We start from the raw sequence: 20,929 nt of genomic DNA on the forward strand, positions 1-20,929 counted from the left end.
GCGAAAAACGACCTTCGGCGGCGACCTCGCGAATCGTTACCTGCCGCTGTGTGGACGGTCTTGGGGATGGGTGACCGGTTCTACGCGAACCAGGTGCTCCAGCCCTTTGAAGTCATCAGGATTGACGGTGTACAGCGGCAATCGGTTGGCGACCGCGATTGACGCGATCAGCAAATCAGCGGTGTTTCGCCGTGGGTTTCGACCTGCCGCCAGAACAGCCGCGTACACTCTGGCGAAAGCTCGTGCGGCTGCTGTATCGAAAGGGATCGGTTCGAACTCCGACTCAGCGCGGGTGAGAATGTCCTGGCGACCGGCTTGTTCTTGTGGATCGTCGGTGGCGAGCGGGCCTGCTGAGAGTTCCGCCAGGGTTATGGCGCTGATGGCCTGCTCAAGTGGCAGCTCACGCTGGTCGAGACCTTCCATGAGGATGAGGATGTTGGTGTCGAGGAGCCCTCGTGTCGCGACCGTCACGAGTTCTCCTCCCCCGGCGCCGCAGCGGACCGCCCCTGACGGCGGGCGCGATCGTAGGGGTCGTCATTCACATCGTCGAAGATGGCGCGGACATCCTCTCGGAACTTCTTGTCGTCGATCGCAGGAGCTCCGGCGAATACGGCAGCGACACGTTCCCGAGGGACGAATGTTCGCCGGCGGCCGATGGGCGTGACGGTGGCGATCTGGTGCCCGTTGCGCATGAGAGTGAAAGATTCGCCGTGCTCTATGGCGTCCATGATCTCGCTGGCACGATTCTTCAGATCACGCTGATTGATCTCTGGTAGCTCGTGCGCCGGGTAGGTCATGGACACATCATACGACCATGTCCCACGGCGTGCCACGTCGTGGGACATGGTGGCGAGGATCAACTCGTGCGCCGATCCAGCGGGGGTCCCACGTAGACCACTGACGTCAATGGAGTGGCACCATCCGTGGTGCCGCTCCATTTTTCTTACCTAGGATCGGGGCCATGGGAGAACAGCTCGGCCTGCGCGAACGCAAGAAGCGAGAGACCCGGCAGCGCATCGCCGACGTGGCGATGGGGCTCTTCATGACCCGTGGCTTCGACAACGTGACCGTGGCCGAGGTGGCCCGGGTGGCCGACGTCTCCGTCAACACGGTTTTCAACTACTTCAAGACCAAAGAGGACCTTTTCCTCGACCGCACCGACCTCGTCGAGGACCTGCCGAGCCAGGTCATCCGCGAACGGCGGCCCGGGGAGTCGGTCGTCGCCGCGCTGCGCCGCGACTTCCTCACCGCGCTCGACGAGCGTCACTGGCGGATCGGGCTGAACGAGGGTTCCGAGGTGTTCAACCGGCTGGTCAACGACAGCCCGTCGCTCGTCGCACGGATACGTGAGCTGGGCGAGCACCAGGAGGAACTCCTGGCCCGCACCCTCGCCGAGGAAACCGACGCCGACCCTGACGACATCACACCCTGGGTGATCGCCGCCCAGCTCTGCGCGGTCACGCGGCGGCTGGTGGCGCATGCCGTACGGCGCAAGATGGCGGATGAGAGCGTCGACAAGATCGTCCCCGACCTTCGCGTCCAGGCGGAGCGCGCATTCGACCTGCTCGAAAGGGGCATCGGCGACTACGGCGCCCGCTGACCGTACACCCGGCCCACGGGGAAGGATTCGGCTGCCTCCCCCGCTAGTCCGGCCGTCGCAGACGCGGCTACTCGTGATCTACAGGTCGAGCTGGTACTCGAAGGTCGTGCGCGTCGGCGCGTAGCCCAGCGCGTCGTTGACGCGCCTCATGTACGGGTTGCTGTCAGCCGTGTCGGCCAGCAGGCCGCTGAGGTCGGGGTAGCGCTCGCGGGCCTGCCGGATCGCCTCCGCCTTCATCCAGCGGCCAAGGCCGTGCCCACGGTGCTCGGGCAGGACGCCGGTGCCGTAGTGCTGGCCGTCGCCCTTGCCGTCGCCGGGAACGACCAGCTCCGTGAACCCGGCAATCGAGCCGTCGGAGATGTCGATCGCGACGACCGTGTGCAACAGGTCCCCGCGCTTGTCGATGACCTCCGCAACGGCCCGTACCCGGTCCACGTCCCAGGTCACCATGCCGTAGTCCATGTCACCAGTCGGCATGTCGTCCATGGCGCGGCGCGAGGCGGCGAATGTCTGAGCGAGGTTGTCCGGGACGGTGCCGTCCCACGACGCCAGCCGGTAGCCGGGATGCGGTCGTTCGATGATCCCGGTGAGGGCGGTGATGTCAGCCTTCGCCAATGGCAGGCGGGTGAAGGTCAGGGTCAGGACCCGGCGAAAGCTGCGGACGAGCAGGAACCCGTCACCGGGCGAGCCGGACTCGGCCTGGGTGATGACGCAGCGCCGGCCGTCGTCCCGCGCGGCGGCCACGGCGACGTCGAGAAGCCGGGAACCCGTGCCCGCGCGCCGCTCGGCAGGGTGGACGTGGAGTTCCAGCTCGGCGAGGTGGTCCCGTCCCGGCCCGGTGAAAAGGCGCAGGAATGCCGATCCGACGGGGATTCCGTCGGCGTGCGACGCCAACCAGGCCAGGCGGTGGCTGGACGGGCTGCGGTCGGGGTCGGTCAGAGGGGTGATGCGAATCGACAAGGCGTCTCCATCATGAGGAGGTGGAAAGTGTCAGAGCCCTGGTGCGGCTGCTCAACCGTCATGCGCATCTGCTGCACACCTCCTCGTCGATGGCGCCGGTCCGGGGTGACGAACGGCCCGATGAACCTACGTGCTCCACCACACGGCCGCAACACATTTCCGTACAACGCCAAAGGGCCATCCCCGGTGGATCCGGGGATGGCCCTTTAGGTGACTGGCGAGCCGGAGGCTCAGAAGTCCATGTCGCCGCCGCCGGGCATGGCGGGAGCGGCCGGGTTCTTCTCGGGCTTCTCGGCGATGACCGCCTCGGTGGTGAGGAACAGCGCCGCGATGGAAGCGGCGTTCTGCAGCGCCGAGCGGGTGACCTTGGCGGGGTCGATGATGCCCGCCTCGAGCATGTTGACGTACTCGCCGGTCGCGGCGTTGAGGCCGAAGCCCACCTCGATGTTGCGCACGCGCTCGACCACGACGCCGCCCTCAAGGCCGGCGTTGATGGCGATCTGCTTCAGCGGCTCCTCGAGCGCCTTGCGGACGATCGCGGCACCGGTGGCCTCGTCGTTGAACAGCTCCAGCTTGTCGAACGCCTTGGCGCCCGCCTGCAGCAGAGCCACGCCACCGCCGGGCACGATGCCCTCCTCGACGGCCGCCTTCGCGTTGCGAACGGCGTCCTCGATGCGGTGCTTGCGCTCCTTGAGCTCGACCTCGGTCGCCGCGCCGGCCTTGATGACGGCGACGCCGCCGGCCAGCTTGGCGAGGCGCTCCTGGAGCTTCTCGCGGTCGTAGTCGGAGTCGGTGTTCTCGATCTCGGCGCGGATCTGGTTGACCCGGCCGGAGATCTGCTCGGGGTCACCGGCGCCGTCGACGATGGTGGTCTCATCCTTGGTGATGATGACCTGGCGCGCGCGGCCGAGCAGGTCGAGCGTGGCCGTCTCCAGCTTGAGGCCGACGTCCTCGCTGATGACCTGGCCACCGGTGAGGATGGCGATGTCACCGAGCATGGCCTTGCGGCGGTCGCCGAACCCGGGGGCCTTGACGGCCACGGACTTGAACAGGCCGCGGATCTTGTTGACGACCAGGGTGGCCAGGGCCTCGCCCTCGACGTCCTCGGCGATGATCACCAGGGGCTTGCCGGCCTGCACGACCTTGTCGAGCAGCGGCAGCAGGTCCTTGTTGGCCGAGACCTTGGAGTTGACGATGAGGATGTAGGGGTCGTCGAGGACGGCCTCCATCCGCTCCGGGTCGGTCACGAAGTAACCGGAGATGTAGCCCTTGTCGAAGCGCATGCCCTCGGTGAGCTCGAGCTCCAGGCCGAAGGCGTTGCTCTCCTCGACGGTGATGACGCCTTCCTTGCCGACCTTGTCCATCGCCTCGGCGATCATCTCGCCGATCTGGGTGTCGCCGGCGGAGATGGAGGCGGTGGAAGCGATCTGCTCCTTGGTCTCCACGTCCTTCGCGAGCTTCGAGAGCTCCTCGCTGACGCGCTCGACGGCGGCCTCGATGCCCTTCTTCAGGGACATCGGGTTCGCGCCGGCGGCGACGTTGCGCAGGCCCTCGCGTACCAGCGCCTGGGCGAGCACGGTGGCGGTGGTGGTGCCGTCACCCGCGACGTCGTCGGTCTTCTTCGCGACCTCCTTGACGAGCTCGGCCCCGATCTTCTCCCAGGGGTCCTCGAGCTCGATCTCCTTGGCGATCGAGACGCCGTCGTTGGTGATCGTGGGAGCGCCCCACTTCTTCTCCAGCACGACGTTGCGGCCCTTGGGACCCAAGGTCACCTTGACGGCATCGGCGAGCTGGTTCATCCCGCGCTCGAGACCGCGCCGGGCGTCCTCGTTAAACGCGATCATCTTGGCTGCCATACGGCTAGACCTCCCAGATACAGGGTGGCTTGCAGCGGATCGAGCCGACGCCCGCGACGGCATGTAGACCCGCGCCTTCACGACACCTGTCGCCGTGAGCCGCGAGGCCCCATCGCCTCGATCCAGGTTTGTCACTCTCGACAGGAGAGTGCCAACGAACTGTTTAGCACTCTACCCTGCCGAGTGCAAGCGACAACCCCTATGACCTGGGCGGCGCAAGGATTTCTCTGACCGTATGCCGAATATTGGACCTGACCTCACGTGCGGGAAAGTGCGGACATGACGGAAGGCTCGGCCCGTCTTGATGTACGACGAACCGAACCTTCCGGCTACTGACTTGAGAGAGACCAGTGGATCTTCGTCGACGACCGGACGGGGCCGGCGCCGTCACACAGTCCGCACGGACTCCGCCTGTGGACCCTTCTGGCCCTGTGTGATCTCGAACTCCACCCGCTGACCCTGCTCGAGGGACCGATAGCCCTCGGACATGATCGCTGAGTAGTGGACAAACACGTCCTTACCACCGTCTACCGCGATGAAGCCGTAGCCCTTGTCCGCGTTAAACCATTTGACGGTGCCCTGCGCCACTTTCCGACTCCTCTTGCTGGGCTCCGGACCCCGCCCACTCCTCCGCGGGGCCCGTGACCTTCGGAACCGAGACGCATGCGAACTCCTCGGCCACGTCGATCGTTCTCGACCATACCTGTGGCAAGGCTTGGCGCAACAGAGTCAATCACCAAACTACTTCTTGACGTTCGCTCTAAGCAGGACGTGACTTTTTCTTGCCCACACGCGTTAGTTGATAATTACACTACACGCAAGGGCCTGTCAGAACTTCTATTACGACAGTCAGGCCGTTCCGGGCCCCCCGGGCACGCGAACGCCCACGCGTCCCTGGGACGCGTGGGCGTTGAGAGTGCGTGAGGGTCAGCCTCCGGCGACCGCGGGGATCACCGAGATCTGCGCTCCCTCAGGGGTCGCGGTGTCAAGTCCGTCCATGAAACGGACGTCCTCTTCTCCGACATACACGTTGACAAAACGCCGGATCTTGCCCGTTTCATCCAGAATGCGGGCACCGATTCCGGGGAAGTCGGACTCCAGCTTCTGCAACACCTCGCGAAGCGTCGCGCCTTCACCGTTCACCTCCGCGGCACCATCGGTGTACGTACGGAGAATCGTCGGAATCCGCACAGAAACGCTCATTTATCGTGACCTTTCAGGAGTTATCGGCGATAGCCGTGCGGAATGCGTCGAGTGAGGGCCGGATGACGGCGGTGGGCCTGGCCTTGGCGGAGACCGCGTCGAGGGTCTTCAGGCCGTCCCCGGTGTTGAGCACCACCGTCTCGGCGTCCGGGTCGAGGACGCCGTTCGTGACCAGCTTGCGGAGCACTCCCACGGTGACGCCGCCAGCGGTCTCACCGAAGATGCCCTCGGTGCGGGCCAGCAGGTGGATCGCGTCCACCACCTCGGCGTCGGTGACGTCCTCGACCGCTCCGCCCGTACGGCGGGCGATGTCGAGCACGTACGGCCCGTCGGCGGGGTTGCCGATGGCGAGCGACTTGGCGATGGTGTCGGGCTTCACCGGCTGGACGAAGTCGAGCCCGGCCTTGAAGGCGGACGACACCGGCGAGCACCCCTCGGCCTGCGCCCCGAAGATCTTGTAGGGCTTGTCCTCGACGAGCCCGAGCTTGATCAGTTCCTTGAAGCCCTTGTCGATCTTCGTGAGCTGCGAGCCCGAGGCCACCGGGACGATGATCTGGTCGGGGATCCGCCAGCCGAGCTGCTCGGCGATCTCGTAGGAGAGCGTCTTGGAGCCCTCCCCGTAGTACGGCCGGAGGTTCACGTTGACGAAGCCCCACTTGTCGCCCAGCGGGTCGCCGATGAGCTCCGAGCAGAAGCGGTTGACCTCGTCGTAGGTGCCCTCGATGCCGACGAGGCGCCCGCCGTACACCGAGGCCATGACGATCTTGGCCTCTTCGAGGTTCGACGGGATGAACACGCAGGAGTCCAGCCCCGCGCGTGCCGCGGCGGCGCCGACGGCGCCCGCGAGATTGCCTGTGGACGAGCACGACAGGGTGTGGAAGCCGAAGTTGCGCGCCGCCTCCAGGGCGATCGCGACGACTCGGTCCTTGAAGGAGTGGGTCGGGTTCCCGGAGTCGTCCTTGACGTGCAGGCTGCGGATGCCCAGCTCGCGAGCCAGGTTGTCGGCCCTGACGAGCTTGGTCCAGCCGGGGGCGAGGTTGGGCTTGGAGATGACGTCCGCGGGCACGGGGAGAAGCGCGCGGTATCGCCAGATGTTCTGCGGTCCGGATTCGATCTGCCCCCGGGTCACCGGCGAGGTGTGGCCAGCGTCGGGGGTGTCCCAGGTGTAGGCCACTTCGAGTGGCCCGAAACACTCGATACAGGCGAAGATCGGTCCGAGGTCGTAGCGAGTGCCACATTCGCGGCAGGAGAGCGCGACGGCGGGGCCGAAGTCGAGTGTGGTCGTTGTCTCAGCTGTTGCGAGCGCCATGAAGCGAGGCCTTTCCCTCATCTTCGCCCGGACCACCTTGATCACGGGCCGGAATTGGCACCTGTCCCGGCTGATCTCACTGGTCGGATGTCGCGCCGTATCGGAGACGCGTGTGACCACAGCCGGGAGGGTTGCCGGGGCTTCGCAGGGCCGGTCCCTCCACCCCTCTGGATGAGCAATATGAAGTTGTGATCCCGCCGATGTTACAGGCAGGACAAAAGAACTGTACCTTGCCCGCCTGCGGGCCCGGTTGCTCGTCTCACCGATCGAGACGACCGCGTATCAACTTCGCACGATCGAAGTGCCCGCGCGCTGGGATCAGGACGACCACTTGTACGCGTCGCCGAGCGCGGCCTGCACGTACTTGCGGGCCTGGTGGATGCGCGACTTGGCGGTGCCGAGCGGGATGCCGAGCTGCTCGGCCACCTCGCTGTAGTCGAGCTGGCAGATGTCGCGCAGCACCAGCGCCTGGGCCAGGTCGGGCTTGTCGGCCTCCAGGGCCTCCATGGCGTCGAGCAGGTCGAGCCGCGAGCCCGCGATGACGCTCACCCTGTGCGGGTCGGCGCGCATGTCGGGAAGCTCCTCGGAGGTCTGCTCGGCGCCCCGGCGCTTCAGCGTGCGGTAGGTCGTGCGCGCGCAGTTGGCGGTGACGATATGCAACCAGGTGGAAAAACGTGCCCGCCCTTCGAACCTTCCGATGTTGCGGGCGACGGCCAGCAACGTATCCTGGCAAGCCTCCTCCGCGTCCTGGTGGTAGGGCAGGAGCCTCGCGCAGTGGCGGAGCACGTCGGGCTCGATGCGGCGGAGGAGCTCTCCTAGGGAGCGGTGGTCACCTTGGGCGGCGGCGCGGGCCAGCTCTTCGGTCGTCTCGTCAAGCGCCATGCGGGGGCTCCCCTCGACCGTCTGCACTTTGCCTGGACCGGACCATCAGCCCATCTTATTGGGGGCGTTAAATTTTATTAATCTGCGGCCAGGTGCGCATCACAGCGGCGAAGTACGGCGAGGGACGACCGCCACATGGCGGACGAGGAGTGGTGATGGGCGGATGAACACTGTTCTGCTGGCTTCCAACAGGGGCCCGGTGTCGTTCACACTTGCCGACGACGGTGCGCTGACCATGCGCCGCGGCGGAGGCGGCATGGTCTCCGGCCTCTCGGAGGTCGCCAAGGACACCGACGTGCTGTGGGTGTGCGCCGCGCTCTCCGACGGCGACCGCAGCGCCGTACGGCTCGCGCCGAGCGGGCGCCTCGACCAGGCCGGCTACGACACCGGGCCCGTGCGCATGCTCGACATCCCGCCCGCGACGTTCCACCGCGCGTACAACGCCGTGGCGAACTCAACGCTGTGGTTCGTCAACCACCTGCTCTACGACATCCCGAACTCCCCGCAGTTCGACATGCGGTTCCGCAGGGAGTGGGAGTCCTACCAGGACTACAACGCCGCGTTCGCCCTCGCCCTGGCCGAGGAGGCCGCGCACGGCGCCCGCGTGATGATCCAGGACTACCACCTGACCCTCGCCCCCGCGATGCTCCGGGTCGAACGGCCCGACCTGCGCATCGCCCACTTCTCCCACACCCCGTGGGCTCCCCCTGAGTACTTCTCGCTGCTGCCGGACGACATCTCCGCCGAGCTGCTGTCCGGCATCCTCGGCGCCGACCACGCCGGCTTCCTGGCCACGCGCTGGGCCTCGGCGTTCATGGACTGCTGCGAGACCCTGCTCGGCGCCCAGGTCGACCGCGTCGAGCGCACCGTCGCCTACGAGGGCAGGACCACCCACATCGGCGTGCACGCCCTCGGCGTCGACGGCGACGCGCTCTGGGCCCGCGCGCTGGAGCCCGACGTCGAGTCGCACATGACCGCCCTCCGCGAGCGGGTGGGCGACCGCAAGCTCATCGTGCGCATCGACAGGACCGAGCTGTCGAAGAACATCGTCCGCGGCCTGTCGGCCTACAAGCAGTTCCTGACCGACCATCCCGAGTGGCACGGCAAGGTCGTGCACCTGGCCTTCGCCTACCCGTCGCGGCACGACCTGCCCGAGTACCGCGAGTACACCGCGGCCGTGCAGCGCTGCGCCAAGGAGATCGAGGACCTCTTCGGCGGCGAGGACTGGGACCCCCTGATCCTCAACGTGGACGACGACTACGCCCGCTCCCTCGCCGCCTACCGCATGGCCGACGTGCTCCTGGTGAATCCCATCCGCGACGGCATGAACCTCGTGGCCAAGGAGGGCCCGATCCTCGCGCCGCACTGCGCGCTGGTGCTGTCCAGGGAGGCGGGCGCCGCGGCCGAGCTCGGCGGCGACGCTCTCCTGGTCAACCCGTACGACGTCTCCGGCACGGCGAACGCCCTGCACGAAGCGCTGGTCCTTCCCGAGGAGGAGCGCGCGAAGCGCGGCACCCGGCTGCGCGCCGCCGCGACGGCGCTCCCCCCGAGCCGCTGGTTCGCCGACCAGCTCGCCGCCCTCGACCACTGAACCGCCCTCGACCACTGAACCGCCCCCGGCCGAAGCCCGGTCCTGGAACGCTCACCCCGTGTCCCGCCACCCCCGGCCTCAGGACGCGACCGGTGAACCCCCGGTGACCGCCCCCCTGGAACGGCGGCTTTGCTGGTGCCGGATTCCTTGCCCTCTGGGCACGTTCCCCGTGATTCGCCCGGTGGTACCTTCATGACGTTTCGAGTGTTCCGAGGCACGGGGGATCAGTGAGCTCGACCACGTCCGCACGACCGCGCGCCCGGCTCACCAGAGATCGCGCCACCTGGCTCATCTACCTCCAGCTCGCGACCTTCAGCACCTACCTGTACGGGCTGTCCGCCGCGCTCCCGCTGCTCCGCATCGACCAGGAGGTCTCCCAGGCCGTCGCGGGGCTGCACGGCACCTCCATGGCCGTCGGGGGCATCATCAGCGGCGTCGGCATGCCGCGCCTGGTCGCACGGGTGGGCAGGCGCCGGGCGACCTGGCTCGGCCTGCTGCTGATGGCCTGCGGCGTCGTGCTGGTCACGCTGACCACGGCACTGCCGGTCACCCTGCTCGGGTTCGGCCTGGCGAGCGGCGGCGGCTCCATCACGCTCTACCTGGGCATGTCCGTGCTGAGCGACCACCACAGGGCGGCCGGCCCCGCGGCCATCAACGAGGCGAACGCGGTGGGCGTCACCGTCGGCATCGGCGTGTCCTTCCTCATCAGCGTGCTCGCCGACACCGCGCTCGGCTGGCGGGCCGGCATCCTGATCACCCCGGTGGCGGTCCTGCTCCTGTTCGCGGTCATGGGCAGGGTGTGGGTGCCGGCCGCACCGCCGGCCGACGACCACCAGGAGCAAGGCGCCGCCCTCGCGGCGGGCGCCCCGTTCGGCTGGCGCTTCCACGCCGCCTGCGGGGTGCTGTTCTGCCTGGTGGCCATGGAGTTCCTCTTCAACGTCTGGGCCGCCAGGCTGCTCGCGGACCAGACGGGCATGACCGCGGCGGCCGCGGCCACCGGGCTCACCGCGTTCACCGCCGGCCTCGCCGCGGGCAGGTTCGCGGCCGGACGTCTGGCCCTGCGGCTGGACCCGACCCGCATGCTGGCAGGCGCCCTCGTGGTGACCCTGAGCGGTTGGTCGGTCTTCTGGTTCAGCGGCCAGCCGGTGATCTCGTACGCGGGCCTGGTCCTGAGCGGGCTCGGCGTCGCGGTGCAGTTCCCGCTCGGCCTCGCCAGGGTCATCGCCATGTCCGGCGGGCGGGCGGCCGAGGGCAGCGCGGCGGCCTCCATCTGGGCCGGGGTGGCCGTCGGCATCGGGCCGTTCGCGCTCGGCGCCCTCGCCGACGGCTTCGGCACCCGCACGGCGTTCCTCATGGTGCCGCTGCTGATAGTCCTGGCCGTCGCCGGCATCGCGCTCAGCTCCCGGCCGCCCGCGACGACCCCCGCCTGAGCGGCTCGGTCAGCCGTCGCGCGGGCTCCTCTCGTCCACCGCGTCGGCCAGCGCCGACAGCAGCGCAGCGACCCCGGCCGGACCGTCGACGACGAGGTCCGCGCGCTCGGCGAGCGCGGTGACCTCCGCCGAGGCGCTGCACACCGTCACGCCCGGCAGCCCGGACAGCCGTACGGCCTCGAACGCAGCGAGGTCGCCGAGGTCGTCCCCGGCGAAGAGCACGGACCGCGCGAACCGCTCGGCCAGGAACCCTCCGAGCGCGTGCCCCTTGTCCATGCCGGCGGGACGCAGCTCCAGCACCAGCCGCCCCGGTTCGACCAGCATGCCGCTCTCCGCGGCCAGCTTCGTCAGCGGCTCGCGCAGTGCCAGGAGAGTGCCCTCCGGGTCAGGGGCCCTGCGGGTGTGGACGGCGACCGCCCTGCCCTTGTCCTCGATCGTCACCCCCGGTTCCGCCCCGTCGGTGACGGTGACGCCGAGGGAGGCCAGCAGACCGGGCAGCCCGGCACGCACGCGCTCGACCCCCGGTGGCGGCGGCGGGGACGTCACCTGCCCGTCCTCCCAGCGTTCGAGCCCGTACTGGCCGAGCACCACCAGGCCCGGCACGTCCGCGAGGCCGGGCCCGCCGGGCACCTCGCCGTACGCGATGGCCGTGGCGGCCGGGCGTCCGGTGACGATCACCACGCCGCCCACCAGGCCGCCGAGGCGTACGAGCGCGGCGGCGGCGTGCGGGTCCACACGGGCGTCGGCGGGGTCCGGGACGATAGGGGCCAGCGTGCCGTCGAAGTCGAGACCGACGACCGCCCCGGCAGGATCGGCCTTGATGGCCGCCAGACCGGCGATATCCGGCAATACATCATGAGTCACGCGTGGAGCAGTACCCCAGGGATCACGGGCGCATGCCCAGACGGCGCGCCGCGCGCTCGCGCTGGCGGGAGGCGCGCAGCCGCCGCAGCCGCTTCACCGTCATCGGATCGTGGGCCATCGCCTCGGGGCGGTCGACCAACTGGCCGAGCAGCTGGTAGTAACGCGTCGAGGAGATGCCGAAGGTCTCGCGGATGGCCTGCTCCTTGGCGCCCGCGTGGCGCCACCACTGGCGCTCGAAGGCCAGCAGCTCGCGCTCGCGCTCGGTGAGCTCTCCGGGAGTGCGGGGGGCGGATGGTTCCTCGGGATCGCTGTCACCGTGCTCGGGTGCGGTGTCCATGCTGTCCTCCTCGGTCGGGCACGCGGGAGACGTGGCGGCGAGCCGGGCAGGGGAGAGCGGGAGACGAGCGAACGAGCGCCCGGGCGAGCGCGACCCTGAGCCACGACGCGCGCATGCGGCCCGTGGCAATGGTAGTCGGGAATTCGCGGCTGTTCATGACAGTTCGGGAGACGTACAGTCACCAGGTGTGACCTCAGTCATCACGCTTCTCACCGACTACGGTTTGGAAGACGGGTTCGTGGCGTCGTGCCACGGGGTGATCATCGGTATCACCCCGGAGGCGCGGATCATCGACGTCTGTCATCTGGTTCCGGCCGGGGACATCCGACGTGGTGCCGCGATCCTCGCCCAGACCTTGCCATACCTTCCGGCCGGCGTGCACATCGCCGCCGTCGACCCTGCCGCCGCGAGCGCCCGGCGCTCCATCGCCGTGGAGGCGGGCGGAAGGGTGTTCATCGGGCCGGACAACGGCCTGCTCTCGTGGGCCTTACTGGCCTCGGGCGGGGCCCGGGCCGCGTACGAGATAACCAACGAGGAGCTGTTCCTCACCCCGGTGTCGCCGACGTTCCACGGGCGTGACGTCTACGCGCCGGTCGCGGCGCATCTGTGCGCCGGGCGAAAGCCCGCGGACCTCGGCCCCGAGATCGGGCTCGACCGGCTGCTGTCGCTTCCCGCGCCCACCGCGCGGCTGGGAGAAGGCGCGGCCGAGGGCGAGGTGCTGTCGCTCGACCGCTACGGGAACGTGCAACTCTCCGTGACCGCCGATGACCTCGTGACCCTGGGCGTCCGCGTCGGGGACAGCCTCGCGGTTTCCATGGGCAGGCGCCAGATCACGGTGCCGTTCCGGGACACCTACGCCGCCGTGCCGCCGGGGAACCTCGTCGCGTTCACCGACTCGGCCGGGCTGGTGGCGCTCGCGGTCAACTCCGGCGACGCCGCCCAGCGTCTCGGGCTGCCCCCGGGCGCCCACGTACGGCTGGCGAGGGCGGGCAACGGGTGATCCCGTACGGAGCCATGGGTGCACCCATACGGGCGTGCGACGGGGTGACCCCGTAAGCGCGTACGGGCGTGACCCCCGTCAGCCCGTACGGGCGGGCGGCCCTCGTATTTGAGCAAGCGCTTGTGTCATATTGGGGCGCATGGCTGTGCTCGCGATCGACGGCTGGTTCACCATCGAGGACGGTGTCACCCACCTGCTCGGCACCCGCTGTGCGGACTGTGGCACCGTGTCCTTCCCTCCCCGGGCCGGGTACTGCCGCAACCCGCGCTGCGACGGCAGCTCGCCCGCCCCGGTGCGGTTGTCGCGAAGGGGCACGGTCTGGTCGTACACCAACGCGTGCTACCCGCCGCCCCCGCCCTACGCGGCGGCGGAGCCGTACACGCCGGTGACGCTCGCGGCCGTGGAGCTCGCGGCCGAGGGCATCGTGGTGCTCGGCCAGGTCACCCCGGACCTCACCGTGGAAGATCTGCGCGTCGGCATGGAGCTGGAGCTGACCAGCGGGCCGCTCGCCGACGGCCCGCTCGTGTGGATGTGGGGGCTCCCCGCCGCCGAGGCGGTCGCACCATGACACTGGTCGCCGGCGCCGGGATGCACCCCTGGGGCAAGTGGGGAAGGCCCTTCGTCGAGTACGGCGTCGCCGCCGCCCGCGCGGCGCTGGCGGACGCCGGCCTGCACTGGACCGACGTGCGGTTCCTGGTCGGCGCGGACACCATCAGGAACGGCTACCCCGGCTTCGTCGCGGGGTCGGCGTTCGCCCAGGCGCTCGGCTGGACGGGCGCGCGTGTCGCCTCCTGCTACGCCGCCTGCGCCTCGGGCGCCCACGCGCTGGAGATCGCGCGCACGCGCATCCTCGCCGGCCTGTGCGACGTCGCCCTGGTGGTCGGGGCGGACTCGACCCCGAAGGGGTTCTTCAAGCCCGTAGGAGGCGATCGCCCCGACGATCCGGACTGGCTCAGGTTCCGCCTGCTCGGGGCCACCAACCCCGCCTACTTCGCCCTGTACGCGCGCCGCCGTATGGCTCTCTACGGTTCCACAGCGGAGGACTTCGCGGCGGTGAAGGTGAAGAACGCCAGGGCCGGGGCGCTGAACCCCAACGCGCGCTACCGCGAGGCCGTGTCGGCGGAGCAGGTGCTGGCCTCGCCGATGGTCGCCGACCCGCTGCGCCTCATGGACATCTGCGCGACCTCCGACGGCGGCGCCGCCCTGGTGCTCGTCTCGGACTCCTTCGCCCGCCGCCGCGGGATCTCGGGCGTGCGCGTCGCGGCCGTCTCCACCGTGACACCGAGCTTCCCGAACACCGTGCTGGAGATGCCGGACTTCGCCACCGACTCGTCGGCCGCGGTGGCACCGCCGGACCTGGCGTTCCGGCCGTCCATCGCCGCGGCGGCCTACGAGGAGGCGGGAGTGGGGCCGGGCGACCTCTCGCTCGCCGAGGTGTACGACCTTTCCACAGCGCTGGAACTCGACTGGTACGAGGACATCGGGCTCTGCGCGCGAGGCGAGGCGTCCGGGCTCCTACGCTCGGGGGAGACCGCTCTGGGCGGCAGGGTGCCGGTCAACCCCTCAGGCGGCCTGGCGTCGTTCGGCGAGGCCATCCCGGCGCAGGCGATCGCGCAGGTGTGCGAGCTGACCTGGCAGTTGCGCGGCACTGCGGGTGCGCGCCAGGTGGAGGGCGCGCGGGTCGGCCTGGCCGTGAACCAAGGCCTTTTCGGTCACGGCTCCGCAATCGTCGCCATCAGCTGACCATTCACCACTTTTATCTACGTTCTTCCCCTGGGTATCTCATAACGGTCACAGAGAGTCACCCGGCGCGGGACATAACGGAATTCAGGGGATCTCGGTCCCACGGCTCCGCGGCGGGCTTTCCACGGGGGGAACACCATGATTCGCCGTCTTCTGATCACGTCGGCCTGCGCCGCCATCGCCATCGTGGCTCCGGCCACCGCCGCTTCCGCGGCGGGATCCGTACTGACCGGTGGCATCTGGGCGGAGGACGACGACACCGACACCGGACTGGGGCTCGGCACCGGCCTCGGGCTGGGCAACGGCACCGGGACCGATGGTGACGCCGGCGGTGACGTGACCGCCGTCACCTCCGGGGATGTCAGCGTCGCGAGGGTGTCGGGAGACCTCGGTACCGGCCTGTCGGTGTGACGCGGGGTGTCCTGCGAGAGGATCCTCCACGGGCGGCGGCCCGTGGAGGACCCGGCGCCTCAGGCGTCGGCGACCGCGTGGATGACGTCGTGCTCCTCCGCGAAGTGGCAGGCGCTCAGGTGCCCGCCCGCGCGGATCTCCAGCGCCGGCTCCTGCTCGGCGCAGATGTCCTGCGCCTTCCAGCACCGCGTGCGGAACCGGCAGCCCGACGGCGGGTCGGCCGGCGAGGGCGGGTCACCCTGCAGGATGATCCGCTCGCGGCTCTCGCGCCCCTCGGGGTCGGGCACGGGCACGGCCGACAGTAGCGCCTGGGTGTACGGGTGCGCCGGCCGCTCGTAGATCGCGACGTCCTTGCCCAGCTCCACGATCTTGCCCAGGTACATCACCGCGACACGGTCGGAGATGTGCCGGACGACCGACAGGTCGTGGGCGATGAAGATGTAGGCCAGGTTGAACTCGTTCTGCAGCCGCTCCAGCAGGTTCATCACCTGAGCCTGGATCGACACGTCGAGCGCGGAGACCGGCTCGTCGCAGATGATGACCTCGGGCTGGAGCGCGAGCCCTCGGGCGATGCCGATGCGCTGCCGCTGGCCGCCCGAGAACTGGTGCGGGTAGCGGTTGATGTGCTCGGGGTTGAGGCCGACCACCTCCAGCAGCTCCTGCACCTTCCTGCGGCGGTCGCCCTTGGGCGCCACGTCGGAGTGGATCTCGAACGGCTCGCCGACGATGTCGCCGACCGTCATGCGGGGGTTCAGCGAGGTGTACGGGTCCTGCATGACCATCTGGATGTTGCGGCGCATGCGCTTGAGTTCGCCGCCGTGCGCCTTGGCCATGTCGACGCCGTTGATCTTCACCTCGCCCGAGGTGGGCCGCTCAAGCGCCATCAGCAGCTTGGCCAGCGTGGACTTGCCACACCCCGACTCGCCCACGACGCCGAGCGTCTCGCCGCGGTGCAGGTCGAAGGAGACCCCGTCCACGGCCTTGATCGCGCCGATCTGGCGCTTGAGGATGATGCCCTGGCTCAGCGGAAAGTGCTTGACCAGGTCACGGACCTCGAGGATCCGTTCAGCCGACGGTGCCATCGAGGACCTCCCGGTAGTAGTGGCAGGCGCTCCCGCGCGTACCGCTGATCTCGTACAGCGGCGGCACGTCGGTCACGCAGTTGGGCCGGCCGTACGGGCAGCGGGGGTGGAAGGCACAGCCCGAAGGCATGTTGAGCAGGTTGGGCGGTAGCCCCTTGATGGCGTAGAGCTCCTGGCCCTTCTGGTCCACCCTGGGGATCGAGTCCAGCAGGCCCTTGGAGTACGGGTGCGCCGGGGTCTTGTAGAGGTCGTGGACCGGGGCGTTCTCCACGATGCGCCCGCCGTACATGACCGCGATCTTGTCCGCGACGTCGGCCACCACGCCGAGGTCGTGGGTGATCAGGATCAGCCCCATGTTGCTCTCTCGCTGCAACTCGGCGAGCAGCTCCATGATCTGGGCCTGGACGGTCACGTCGAGCGCGGTGGTCGGCTCGTCCGCGATCAGGACCTCGGGGTCCAGCGCGATCGACATCGCGATCATGATGCGCTGGCGCATGCCGCCGGAGAACTGGTGGGGGTAGTCGTTCACGCGCTGCCTGGCGGCGGGGATACGCACCCGGTCCATGAGCTCGACGGCCTTCTTCATGCCGTCTCGCTTGGACATGCCGCGGTGCACGCGGAACATCTCGCTGATCTGCCAGCCCACGGTGAACACCGGGTTCAGCGCCGAGAGCGCGTCCTGGAAGATCATCGCGATGCGCTGCCCGCGGATCTGGCCGCGGGCCTGGTCCGACAGCTTGAGCATGTCCGTGCCCCGGAAGCGGATCTCCCCACTGGGGATCCGGGCCGGCGGCATGTCGAGGATGCCCATGATGGCCTGCGCGGTCACCGACTTGCCCGAACCGGACTCGCCGAGGACCGCGAGGGACTCACCGGCGTTGACCGTGTAGCTCACGCCGTTCACGGCCCTGACCAGGCCCTGCCGGGTGACGAACTCCACGTGCAGGTTGTCCACCGCGAGCAGGGGTTCGTGTCCCACTTCGTCCGACAGCGGGTGCGTGTCGACTGACGGGTTCTTCACGTTCGGTGCCCTCTCCTACCGCAGCTTCGGGTCAAGCGCGTCGCGAACCGCGTCACCCAGCATGACGACGCTGAGGATGATGAGGCTCAGGAACAGCGCGGGGAACAGCAGCGGCAGCGGCGCCTCCAGGAAGCGGTTGCGCGCGTCCGCGATCATCAGGCCCCAGGAGATCTGAGGGGACTGAATGCCCACGCCGAGGAAGGACAGGGCCGCCTCCGCGGCGATGAACGCCCCCAGGTTGATCGTGGAGACCACGATCACCGGCGCGATCGCGTTGGGCAGGATGTGCCGCATCATGATCCGTCCGGGGCCGGCGCCGAGCGCGCGCGCCGCCACGACGTAGTCCTGGTGCTTGGCCGTGATGACCGACGCCCGCATGATGCGCAGGATCATCGGCCAGGCCAGCAGGGCGAGGGCGAGCACGACACTGGAGATACCCGCGTTGTCGCGTCCGATCACGGCCAGGATCAGCAGGGCGCCCAGGATGGAGGGGATCGCGAAGAAGATCTCGGCGACACGCGAGAGGAGTACGTCGACCCAGCGGCCGTAGAAGCCCGCCAGCAGGCCGAGCGCGCCGCCGACCAGACCGGTCACCGCCGCGCTGACGATGCCGACGATGATCGAGACCCTGGCGCCGTGGATCACGCGGGAGTACACGTCACAGCCGAGGTTGTCCGTGCCGAACCAGTGCTCGCTGCTGATGCCCTTGCGGGCCTGCGCGAGGGAGCAGGTCGACGGGTCCACGCCCACGGTGTCGAACAGGCCGGGGAACGCGGAGATGGCCATGAACAGCGCGATCATGACGGCGCCGATGATGAACACCGGGTTGCGCCGCAGGTCGTACCACGCGTCCGACCACAGGCTCGCGGGTCTCTTGCCCTTCGACGGCTTGACGGGCTGCGCCGGTTCGGTCGCCGGGAGAGTGTCGTTACTCATAGCGGATCCTGGGGTCGAGTACGGCGTACAGCAGGTCGACGATGAGGTTGGCCACGATGTAGATCAGGACCAGGACCGTGACGATGCCCACCACGACGGGGTTCTCCCGCAGGTAGACCGACTGGAATAGCTGCTGGCCGATGCCGGGCAGGTTGAAGATGGTCTCGGTGATCACCGCACCGCCCATCAGCGTGCCGAGGTCCGCGCCCAGGTAGGTCACCAGGGGGATCAGCGAGTTCCTCAACGCGTGCCGTCCCAGCACCCGTCGTCGCGGCATTCCCTTCGCGACGGCCGTGCGGATGTAGTCGGCGCGCAGCGTCTCCATGAGGCTCGTGCGCGTGAGCCGCGTGAGGTAGGCGATGGAGACCATGGCGAGAACGAAGCCCGGCAGCAGGTAGCTGCGGATGCCGTCCTGCACGCCGGCGACGGGGAAGAAGTCGATGCCAGTGGCGAGCTTCAGCTTGACGCCGAGCAGCAACTGGAGGACGAAGCCGCTGACCAGGGTGGGGATCGACACCATCAGCAGCGTGATGGCGAGGATGCCCTTGTCCTCCCACTTGCCGCGGCGCAGCGCCGCCCACAGGCCGAGGCCGACACCGATGATCGCCTCGAAGATGAGGGCGGTGATGGCCAGCTTGAAGGTGACCTGGAACTTGCCCTCGAAGATGGTGGATACGGGGAGCCCGCGGAAGGTGGTCCCGAAGTTGCCGGTCACGATGTCGCGGAGGTAGTAGCCGTACCGTACGAGGAGCGGCTCGTTGAGGTGGAACTGTTCTCTCATCGCCGCCGCGAAGACCGGGTCGACGCGTTTCTCGCCCGCCAGCGCCTGGAGGGGGTCACCCGGCAGCGCGTAGACGATGGCGAAGATGAGGAATGTGGTGCCCAGCAGCACAGGGATCGCCTGGAGCAGGCGCCTGATGACGTAGCGGCCCATTCAGTCTCCCGATCATTACAAAGGGCAGCCCGCCGCAACCAACTGGGCTGCCCTCGTGGGGTGGTCGCCCACTCCGGGTGGTTCAGGGTACCGAACCACCCGGAGTGGTTGACGTCAGGCCTTCTCTACGTTGAACAGGTCGATCCGCTCGAACGGGTCAATCTTGACGTTCTTCACGTGCTGCGAGTAAGCGCCGTTCGTCTGGTAGAAGTACACCGGGATGTACGGCAGTTCCTTGATGAGAAGGTCGTCCGCCTGCTGGTAGGACTTGACACCCTCGTCCAGCGACTTGGCCGCGTCACCCGCGGTCAGCAGGTCGTCGAACTCCTTGCTCTTGTAGCCCGAGTAGTTCGAGCTGCCGCCGGATCCGAAGATCGGGCGCAGGTAGTTCTCCGGGGACGGGTAGTCCATGATCCACGCCATGCGGAAGGTGCCCTTCCACTTCTTGGCGCCCAGGTCGTCGAGGATGGTGGCGAACTTCTCCACCGGCTTCGGCGTCACCTCGGCACCAAGGTTGGTGCGGAGGTTGTTGGCGATGGCCTCGATCCACTCCTTGTGGCCGCCGTCACCGTTGTAGCCGATCTCGATGGTGCCCATCTTCGGGCCACCGGCCTGCTCGAACAGGGCTTTGGCCTTGGCGGGGTCGTAGGTGCACGCCTCGCCGCAGGCGCCCTGGCGGTAGCCGGAGACGACCGGGCTGATGAAGTCGTCGGCCGGGACGCGGGTGCCGGAGAAGACGGTCTCGGTGATCGTCTTGCGGTCGATCGCCATGGAGATCGCCTTGCGGACGTCCGCGTTCTGGGCGTAGTCGGCACCGGTCTTGATCGGGAAGCCGATGTAGCCGATACCGGAGGACGGCTGCTCGATGTAGCGGTCGCCGAACTCGCTCTTGGCCGTGGAGATGGCCTCGGCGGGCAGCTGGTCCATGATGTCCAGGTTGCCGGCGCGCAGGTCGTTGAAGGCCGTGTTGAGGTCGGTGTAGATCTTGAAGTCGACCGCCTCGATCTTGGCCTTGCCCTCCTTGAAGTCCTCGTTGCGGACCGTGGAGATGGTCTGGTCCGTGCCGCGCTTCCACGGCTTGGAGACCTTGAAGGGACCGTTGCCGATCGGGTTGCCGCCGAAGTCGGCCTTCAGCTTGTCGCCCTCGAAGGCGGCCTTGGGCAGCGGGTAGAACGCCGTGTAGCCCAGCATCGTCGGGAAGCCGGAGAACGGGTTCTTCAGCTCGACGGTGAAGGTCTTGTCGTCGACGACCTTCAGGCCACTCAGCGTGGTCGCGGTCGGCGTCTTGCCCTCACCCGGGTTCAGCTCGTCGTAGCCGACGATGCTGCCGAAGAAGTAGTTGCCCTCCTGGGCGTTGGCGCCGTTGGCGGTGAAGTTCCAGGAGTCGACGAAGTTCTGGGCGACAACGGGCTCACCGTTGTGCCACTTGTACCCATCCTTGAGCTTGATCGTCCACGTCGTGGAGTCGGGCGACTCAATGGACTCGGCCACGCGGTTGAAGGGTTTCTTGTCCGCGTCGTAGTCAACGAGACCGACGAACAGCGCGTTCAGCACTTCAGCGCCGCTGGTCTCAGTGGTGTTGCCCGGAATCAGGTCGTGCTGGGGTTCAGCGATCTCGACCCTGACCGCCCCGGCGTTTCCGGCGGCGCTGGAGCTGGAGCCGGACGTGTCGCCGCTGCCGCCGCACGCCGCAACCGCAAGCGCGAGCAGCGCGGTCCCGGCGACGATCTGTGCGCCCTTGGTCACACGCATCGTGGATTAATCCTCCCT

Annotated in this window: 21 protein-coding genes, 1 pseudogene and 1 riboswitch; of the genes and pseudogenes, 7 read left to right on the top strand and 15 right to left on the bottom strand. The window is 68.5% G+C overall.

The annotated features are described in order from the left end of the window. Nucleotides 1-36 precede the first annotated feature (36 nt). Both OG589_RS34130 and OG589_RS34135 read right to left on the bottom strand, forming a co-directional pair. On the bottom strand, nt 37-471 hold the full coding sequence (locus tag OG589_RS34130) for a type II toxin-antitoxin system VapC family toxin (protein ID WP_405142271.1): 435 nt from the start codon (nt 469-471) through the stop codon (nt 37-39). Next, on the bottom strand, nt 468-797 hold the full coding sequence (locus OG589_RS34135; RefSeq protein WP_363913055.1) for a prevent-host-death protein: 330 nt from the start codon (nt 795-797) through the stop codon (nt 468-470). The genes OG589_RS34130 and OG589_RS34135 overlap by 4 nt, the downstream gene beginning before the upstream one ends. Nucleotides 798-961: 164 nt before the next feature. On the opposite strand from OG589_RS34135, the gene OG589_RS34140 reads away from it, so the two are divergent. Beyond that, entirely contained in the window at nt 962-1,600 is a 639-nt protein-coding gene (locus OG589_RS34140; RefSeq protein ID WP_405142273.1) for a TetR/AcrR family transcriptional regulator, read from the top strand. Nucleotides 1,601-1,678: 78 nt separating this feature from the next. Here OG589_RS34140 and OG589_RS34145 read toward each other — a convergent pair whose 3' ends face one another. The 6 genes from OG589_RS34145 to OG589_RS34170 all read right to left on the bottom strand — a co-directional run bounded on the left by OG589_RS34145 (nt 1,679) and on the right by OG589_RS34170 (nt 7,810). Further along, complete coding sequence (locus OG589_RS34145) at nt 1,679-2,560, bottom strand: GNAT family N-acetyltransferase (protein WP_405142275.1); 882 nt, start codon at nt 2,558-2,560, stop codon at nt 1,679-1,681. Nucleotides 2,561-2,790: 230 nt separating this feature from the next. Further along, on the bottom strand, nt 2,791-4,416 hold the full coding sequence (gene groL / locus OG589_RS34150) for a chaperonin GroEL (protein ID WP_405142276.1): 1,626 nt from the start codon (nt 4,414-4,416) through the stop codon (nt 2,791-2,793). A 387-nt stretch (nt 4,417-4,803) separates the two neighbouring features. Beyond that, complete coding sequence (locus tag OG589_RS34155) at nt 4,804-5,004, bottom strand: cold-shock protein (RefSeq protein ID WP_248960783.1); 201 nt, start codon at nt 5,002-5,004, stop codon at nt 4,804-4,806. 339 nt (nt 5,005-5,343) lie between these two features. Beyond that, nucleotides 5,344-5,619 (bottom strand): MoaD/ThiS family protein, encoded by a 276-nt coding sequence (locus OG589_RS34160; protein WP_405142278.1) that lies wholly within the window; start codon nt 5,617-5,619, stop codon nt 5,344-5,346. Between the two features lie 13 nt (nt 5,620-5,632). After that, a complete protein-coding gene (thrC, locus tag OG589_RS34165) occupies nt 5,633-6,928 on the bottom strand; it encodes a threonine synthase (protein ID WP_405142280.1) in 1,296 nt (431 codons plus the stop codon). Nucleotides 6,929-6,942: 14 nt separating this feature from the next. Next, a riboswitch (SAM riboswitch) is annotated at nt 6,943-7,106 on the bottom strand. Between the two features lie 140 nt (nt 7,107-7,246). Then, nucleotides 7,247-7,810 carry an RNA polymerase sigma factor gene (locus tag OG589_RS34170; protein WP_405142282.1) on the bottom strand — a complete coding sequence of 188 codons (564 nt, stop codon included), beginning with the start codon at nt 7,808-7,810 and terminating at the stop codon, nt 7,247-7,249. 163 nt (nt 7,811-7,973) lie between these two features. On the opposite strand from OG589_RS34170, the gene OG589_RS34175 reads away from it, so the two are divergent. Both OG589_RS34175 and OG589_RS34180 read left to right on the top strand, forming a co-directional pair. Further along, the gene (locus OG589_RS34175) at nt 7,974-9,401 is read left to right on the top strand and encodes a trehalose-6-phosphate synthase (RefSeq protein WP_405142283.1); all 1,428 of its coding nucleotides are present in this window, start codon (nt 7,974-7,976) and stop codon (nt 9,399-9,401) included. 218 nt (nt 9,402-9,619) lie between these two features. Beyond that, a pseudogene (locus OG589_RS34180) lies at nt 9,620-10,831 on the top strand (MFS transporter); the annotation flags it as partial. Between the two features lie 9 nt (nt 10,832-10,840). Here the strand turns inward: OG589_RS34180 and otsB are convergent. Both otsB and OG589_RS34190 read right to left on the bottom strand, forming a co-directional pair. After that, complete coding sequence (otsB, locus tag OG589_RS34185; protein ID WP_405142285.1) at nt 10,841-11,695, bottom strand: trehalose-phosphatase; 855 nt, start codon at nt 11,693-11,695, stop codon at nt 10,841-10,843. Nucleotides 11,696-11,717: 22 nt separating this feature from the next. Then, complete coding sequence (locus tag OG589_RS34190; RefSeq protein WP_405142287.1) at nt 11,718-12,032, bottom strand: DUF3263 domain-containing protein; 315 nt, start codon at nt 12,030-12,032, stop codon at nt 11,718-11,720. A 187-nt stretch (nt 12,033-12,219) separates the two neighbouring features. On the opposite strand from OG589_RS34190, the gene OG589_RS34195 reads away from it, so the two are divergent. From OG589_RS34195 to OG589_RS34210, 4 genes are all read left to right on the top strand, one after another. Further along, nucleotides 12,220-13,032, top strand: a complete 813-nt coding sequence (locus OG589_RS34195; RefSeq protein ID WP_405142289.1) for an S-adenosyl-l-methionine hydroxide adenosyltransferase family protein — start codon at nt 12,220-12,222, stop codon at nt 13,030-13,032. A gap of 139 nt (nt 13,033-13,171) precedes the next feature. Further along, the gene (locus OG589_RS34200; RefSeq protein ID WP_405142291.1) at nt 13,172-13,600 is read left to right on the top strand and encodes a Zn-ribbon domain-containing OB-fold protein; all 429 of its coding nucleotides are present in this window, start codon (nt 13,172-13,174) and stop codon (nt 13,598-13,600) included. Next, entirely contained in the window at nt 13,597-14,775 is a 1,179-nt protein-coding gene (locus OG589_RS34205) for a lipid-transfer protein (protein ID WP_405142293.1), read from the top strand. Before OG589_RS34200 ends, OG589_RS34205 begins: the two co-directional genes overlap by 4 nt. Before the next feature lie 138 nt (nt 14,776-14,913). Continuing rightward, nucleotides 14,914-15,186, top strand: a complete 273-nt coding sequence (locus tag OG589_RS34210; RefSeq protein ID WP_405142295.1) for a hypothetical protein — start codon at nt 14,914-14,916, stop codon at nt 15,184-15,186. A gap of 59 nt (nt 15,187-15,245) precedes the next feature. On the opposite strand, the gene OG589_RS34215 is transcribed toward OG589_RS34210, so the two are convergent. The 5 genes from OG589_RS34215 to OG589_RS34235 form a co-directional block, all read right to left on the bottom strand. After that, entirely contained in the window at nt 15,246-16,268 is a 1,023-nt protein-coding gene (locus OG589_RS34215) for an ABC transporter ATP-binding protein (protein WP_405142296.1), read from the bottom strand. Continuing rightward, nucleotides 16,252-17,289 (bottom strand): ABC transporter ATP-binding protein, encoded by a 1,038-nt coding sequence (locus tag OG589_RS34220; RefSeq protein WP_405142298.1) that lies wholly within the window; start codon nt 17,287-17,289, stop codon nt 16,252-16,254. Before OG589_RS34220 ends, OG589_RS34215 begins: the two co-directional genes overlap by 17 nt. Nucleotides 17,290-17,304: 15 nt before the next feature. After that, nucleotides 17,305-18,225, bottom strand: coding sequence for an ABC transporter permease (locus tag OG589_RS34225; protein WP_405142300.1), 921 nt, complete (start codon nt 18,223-18,225; stop codon nt 17,305-17,307). After that, complete coding sequence (locus OG589_RS34230) at nt 18,218-19,159, bottom strand: ABC transporter permease (RefSeq protein ID WP_405142301.1); 942 nt, start codon at nt 19,157-19,159, stop codon at nt 18,218-18,220. The genes OG589_RS34225 and OG589_RS34230 overlap by 8 nt, the downstream gene beginning before the upstream one ends. 114 nt (nt 19,160-19,273) lie before the next feature. Then, nucleotides 19,274-20,911, bottom strand: a complete 1,638-nt coding sequence (locus OG589_RS34235; RefSeq protein ID WP_405142302.1) for an ABC transporter substrate-binding protein — start codon at nt 20,909-20,911, stop codon at nt 19,274-19,276. Nucleotides 20,912-20,929: the final 18 nt, after the last annotated feature.

It is taken from the genome of Sphaerisporangium sp. NBC_01403, from assembly GCF_045040145.1.
Taxonomy (GTDB): domain Bacteria; phylum Actinomycetota; class Actinomycetes; order Streptosporangiales; family Streptosporangiaceae; genus Sphaerisporangium; species Sphaerisporangium viridialbum.